This window comes from Helicobacter apodemus (assembly GCF_000765745.2).
GTDB classification, from domain to species: Bacteria; Campylobacterota; Campylobacteria; order Campylobacterales; family Helicobacteraceae; genus Helicobacter_D; species Helicobacter_D apodemus.
The window spans coordinates 1-4,540 of the sequence record NZ_JRPC02000042.1 but is presented as its reverse complement, the minus strand read 5'-3'; the positions used below and the strand labels follow the sequence as shown (position 1 = coordinate 4,540).

Here is a 4,540-nt window from a genome sequence, read left to right as displayed (position 1 = left end):
AATTCTTTTTTCACAGATTCAAAGCGTGGTTGGCACTATTATGAGAAAGAGCCGCTAGAGGAGGAAGTTAAAAAAGGGGAGAAACAAGAGGACAAAGACCAAATCTTTATGCAATCTATTCCTCTAAACTCTCTTGATACTTTAAGTGTTAAAGAATACACAGAAACTTTTGAGCGTGTAAAATCCATTGCTACAATGAAGCCAACTAAAGAAAATATAAAAATATTACAAATTATGAATAAGTGGCAAATAGAACAATCCGAGAGATTTGCAAAAGTTTGGACTATTAACTTATTAGAAAACCCAAATTTAGAATTTCCAAATATTGCAGAGACGAAGTTTGCTAAGACTTCTAAAATTGCAGAAAAAGATAAAGATACACAAGAGTTTTTTGAAAATAAAAAAGACAAATTAGCCTTTGTTGTTTTCTATGGAGACTTAAATCAAGAAGCCATCAATAAACAAAAGGAAGTTTATAAACATATTCAAAGAATTTATGGAATCCAAACTGAATTTATTGATATTGACAAAAATCCCCATTTAAAAGAGAGATTTAAACTTACAACAAGTCCTGAAAATTTCTTTTTATACAAAAATAAAAATGATGAAGCCATATGGCATAGAATAAAAGCTGGACTTGCGACACAAGATGAAATCCTTAACAACACAAAATTCTTATTTGAGAATGCTATTATGCAAGAGGATAGATAATGTTAAAAAGTTTTATAGCTCTATTGCTTAGTAATCTTTTATTAGCAGACAATACCTTATACTTAGGAGAAGTCTATGAGTTTGCAGAGAAAAATCTCTTAGAATTAATCCAAGAACATTTGATAAAAAACAAGGATGTAATAGAAAAAAGAGCCAATCAAGCAAGAGAGGAAGCAAAAGAGAACATTAAAAATTATAAACCTAAAGGAATGATACCTCTCACACCCGCAACAAAAGATAGAGAATTTAGTCCTGATTTAACTTATACGCTCACACAAGATATTAAAGACATTAAAGGCAATATCATCTACCCACAAGGATTTACTTTTAATCCTGCGAAATATGCAAAAATCTCTTATGGGATTGTTGTAATTAATGCCAATAATCCCAAAGAATTAGAATGGCTAGAACAGAGTGATTATTTAAACACTATTGCTTATAGGATATTTTTAAGTGATGGAAGTTACTATGAAATGGTAGAAAAATATAAACAAAGCTTTTATTATCTCTTACCTGAAATTGCTAAGCGTTTTGCCCTTAAACACACACCTAGCATTATTAAACAACAAGGAGAGAAAATCATTGTTAATGAAATCTGTTTAGAATGTAAAGATAAACAAGATAATACAAGGGGGGCTAAAAAATGAAAAAGGTTTTAGGAGTGTTTGTATTTCTAGCTTTAATCGCCCAATTAGCATTTGGAATGTGTTCAATAAATCCTACACAAATTTTAAAGACATTAGCGGATATGTGTTGGAATTGTATATTCCCTATTAATATTGCAGGTATTCCTGTGATAAAAGGAAGTATGTCAGACTCTCCTACTGCAATAAGAAGTCCTATTTGCACTTGCCCATTTCCTCCTCCACTTTTTATTAGAATTGGAATTCCTGTTGGATATTTTGAACCAAGTAGGAGCATTGATGTGAATAAAGATGCCTTTTGTTTTGCGGGTTTAGGGATAAATTTTTCAGGTTTATCTTCTACCCAAAAGGGAACAAAAGGAGATGCCAATACAAAAGATAAAACAAGAACTTTCTTTAATGCCCATTATTATATTTACCCTGTATTTCAACTAGTGGGTATGTTTGTTGATAGTATGTGTGTTAGAAGCACAAAAGGATTTGATATAGCTTATATGACAGAGATTGACCCATTATGGAATGATGATGCATTAGGGGCATTAATTAATCCTGAAGCTTTATTATTTGGGAATCCTATTACTAATATGGCTTGTATTGCTGATAGTGTTGCTTCACAAGCAAATAGACCTTTAGACCCATTGTTTTGGTGTAAGGGGAGCTGGGGCAATGCTTATCCACTCACAGGCTCGACAAATACCAAAAATTATGTAGAAGATTCTGCTAGTGTAGCTTCATCTTTGGTTTATAAGTTACATAGACAATTAGTATTATGGAATTCTGCTTCTAAGAGTGCTTTATGTGGGGAGCACCCTTTACCTATTTGGTTGAAATCTGCTTATAGGCTTCAACTACTCTTTCCTAAAGCTCATCCTACTGCAATGGGTATAGGACAAACAGGACTTATTTGGACTTCTAACAAAAATCTACCAGCAGGTGGGGATAATTTTAACTACCTCCTTTTTAAAAAAGTAGATTGTTGTGCTTTTTAAGGAGAAAGAATGAAAGTTTTAATACCAAGTTTAGCACCAACTTTAATATTACTATTATCCACTCAAACGCTTATTTCTAGGGAAAATACAAAAACACAAGAATACTTAGATAGCTTGCCTAAATATGAGGGAAGCATTGATATTAACCCTGATATGCTAAAGCAAAAAGCAGGAGAATTAAACATAGATTTTCTAAGAGACACAATGCAAGAAAAGAATAAAGAATTTAAAAATCTACAAATAGAAGCTCCAAGTATGGAATATCTCAACAAAGCAAAAGAAATTAAAGATTTAACAAACACAGAGGATTTCAAAAAAGAACTTAAAGCCAATGAAGATTATATTCTTTATGATAAAAGTATCGATTTTAATAAATATACAGGGCTTAATAGGGAGGAGCTAGAATCAATAAGAAATAGCTCACATAATTTACAAAGTGGTAATAGATTTCTATTTAGCAATGAAAAGATATTTATTATCATTAGCTCCTCAATGCCAAAAGAAACTATTGTTAATTATTTTAAGACTTTAGAGAAAGTCAATACTGATGTAACCTTTGTCTTACAAGGATTAATAGGTAATGATATATCAAAGTTAAATCCAACACTAGAATATATTAGAGACTTGTTAGTAAAAGACAAGAATACATCTTTAGAAAATCCTGAGAATATATATTTTTTTAATATTGATATTAATCCTAAAGTTATTAAGAAGTTTAATATTACTTATACCCCAGCAGTAATTTTTATCAGCAATTATGATAAAACACTCCAAGAGCCGCAGGAATTAAAAGAATCCATTAATGGGGAGAGAGTTTATATTGCTTATGGTGCAGTAAGTGCAGATTATGCCCTAAGTGAAATTAATAAAAAAGCAAAATCTAAAGGCTTAGAAAAGCTTTTAGCACAACTTAATAAATCTTTTTTTATAGAACAAAGGAATAAAGAATGAAAGAAGCATTACAAACTGCAATTAATGATTTACCACCCCTTCCCAAAACAGCATTAGAGCTTAGAGAATATGTGGATACTGCTAAAGATATTAAGATTAGTGAAGTAGAAAAAATTATTAAAAGTGATTCTTTAGTCTTTATGGAACTCTTAAAGTTAGTTAATTCTGCTTATTATAGCTTTGCTAACACTATTAATTCTGTATCCCACGCTATTTCATTATTAGGTGTTATAAATGTTAAGAATATTATTCTAATTAATGCCTTGCGAAGTAGCTTTAAAGTAGATACAAGACCTTATGGACTTGATATTGAAAACTTTACCCAAACCAATCATCAAATCTTAGAATTTACACTCTCTTTTGCAAAAAGTATGGATAAGCGATTAATGAGTGAGCTTACCCCAAATGCTTTGTTGCTTAGAATTGGAATTGTAGTATTTTCAGATATTCTTTTAAAAGCAGGACTTGGAAATCAATTCTTACAAGCTATAAAAGAGGGAGAATTTAGAAATATTAGTGAAGTAGAAAAGGAATTTTTTGGAATTAGTAGCAATGATTTCTTGGTCTATATTTTACAGGAGTGGAAATTTGAACCTAAAATTATTAATATTGCTAAGTTTGTGAAGAATCCATTAAATGCCCCTAAAGACATAGAACATTTAGTCTTTAGCTTAAGTGCAGTAGATAGTCTTTATACATTGCATTATGAGTTAGATATACCAAGTATTCTCTCTGCACTAGATTATTTAGAATTAGCAAATCAAAGACAAGTAAATGTGGATAAGAATCTCTTTTTAGACAATCTCCCACAAAGTGCTAAAAATAAATACTACCAATACCTAAAGGAGAAGTAATGCCATTAGAGAACTTTTGTATTAAGCAGCAGTCTGTGTTTTTAGTCTATGAATATGGATACCACGCAGTGGTTTTAGAAGGTGAAACTTTGTTTTTAAGCGCAGAGCTTATACTCAAAGAGAATATCCAACTTCAAGAGCTAGAAGCATTAACATTAGAAATTTTAGAATTTAATGATGCTTATTTCCTAAAAAGAAGTATTAATAGAGAAAATGCACTAAATATAATGGTTTATACCAATGATAATGGCTATGTAATGATAGGAGAGAATAAGGATGGAAATTTCATTATCCAAGCTTGTAAAGATACACCAACGCAAGAACTGCTAAATATAGAGAGTGGATTTGATGATATGCGTTTTATTAAAATCTTTAAGCATTTATTTGATTT

6 protein-coding genes are annotated in these 4,540 nt (G+C 30.7%); all 6 read left to right on the top strand.

Annotation, left to right across the window (positions count from 1 at the left end; genetic code table 11):
- The coding region (traF, locus tag LS72_RS09950) for a conjugal transfer protein TraF (RefSeq protein WP_034555550.1) at positions 1-711 on the top strand (711 nt) is incomplete at its 5' end.
- Positions 711-1,358 (top strand): chromosome segregation protein ParM, encoded by a 648-nt coding sequence (locus tag LS72_RS09945; protein ID WP_034555549.1) that lies wholly within the window; start codon positions 711-713, stop codon positions 1,356-1,358. The genes traF and LS72_RS09945, both read left to right, overlap by 1 nt.
- A complete protein-coding gene (locus LS72_RS09940; protein WP_138155315.1) occupies positions 1,355-2,344 on the top strand; it encodes a TraU family protein in 990 nt (329 codons plus the stop codon). Before LS72_RS09945 ends, LS72_RS09940 begins: the two co-directional genes overlap by 4 nt.
- A gap of 9 nt (positions 2,345-2,353) precedes the next feature.
- Positions 2,354-3,295: a TrbC family F-type conjugative pilus assembly protein gene (locus LS72_RS09935; RefSeq protein WP_052087378.1), complete on the top strand. Its 942-nt coding sequence runs from the start codon at positions 2,354-2,356 to the stop codon at positions 3,293-3,295.
- Positions 3,292-4,149: an HDOD domain-containing protein gene (locus LS72_RS09930; protein WP_034555165.1), complete on the top strand. Its 858-nt coding sequence runs from the start codon at positions 3,292-3,294 to the stop codon at positions 4,147-4,149. The genes LS72_RS09935 and LS72_RS09930 overlap by 4 nt, the downstream gene beginning before the upstream one ends.
- Positions 4,149-4,540: hypothetical protein (locus LS72_RS09925; protein WP_034555167.1), on the top strand; the 392-nt coding region annotated here is incomplete at its 3' end. The genes LS72_RS09930 and LS72_RS09925, both read left to right, overlap by 1 nt.

Excerpts from the sequence above, each read along its gene's own strand:
- LS72_RS09945 (WP_034555549.1), top strand. The coding sequence starts at position 711 with ATGTTAAAAAGTTTTATAGCTCTATTGCTTAGTAATCTTTTATTAGCA.
- LS72_RS09940 (WP_138155315.1), top strand. The coding sequence starts at position 1,355 with ATGAAAAAGGTTTTAGGAGTGTTTGTATTTCTAGCTTTAATCGCCCAA.
- LS72_RS09935 (WP_052087378.1), top strand. The coding sequence starts at position 2,354 with ATGAAAGTTTTAATACCAAGTTTAGCACCAACTTTAATATTACTATTA.
- LS72_RS09930 (WP_034555165.1), top strand. The coding sequence starts at position 3,292 with ATGAAAGAAGCATTACAAACTGCAATTAATGATTTACCACCCCTTCCC.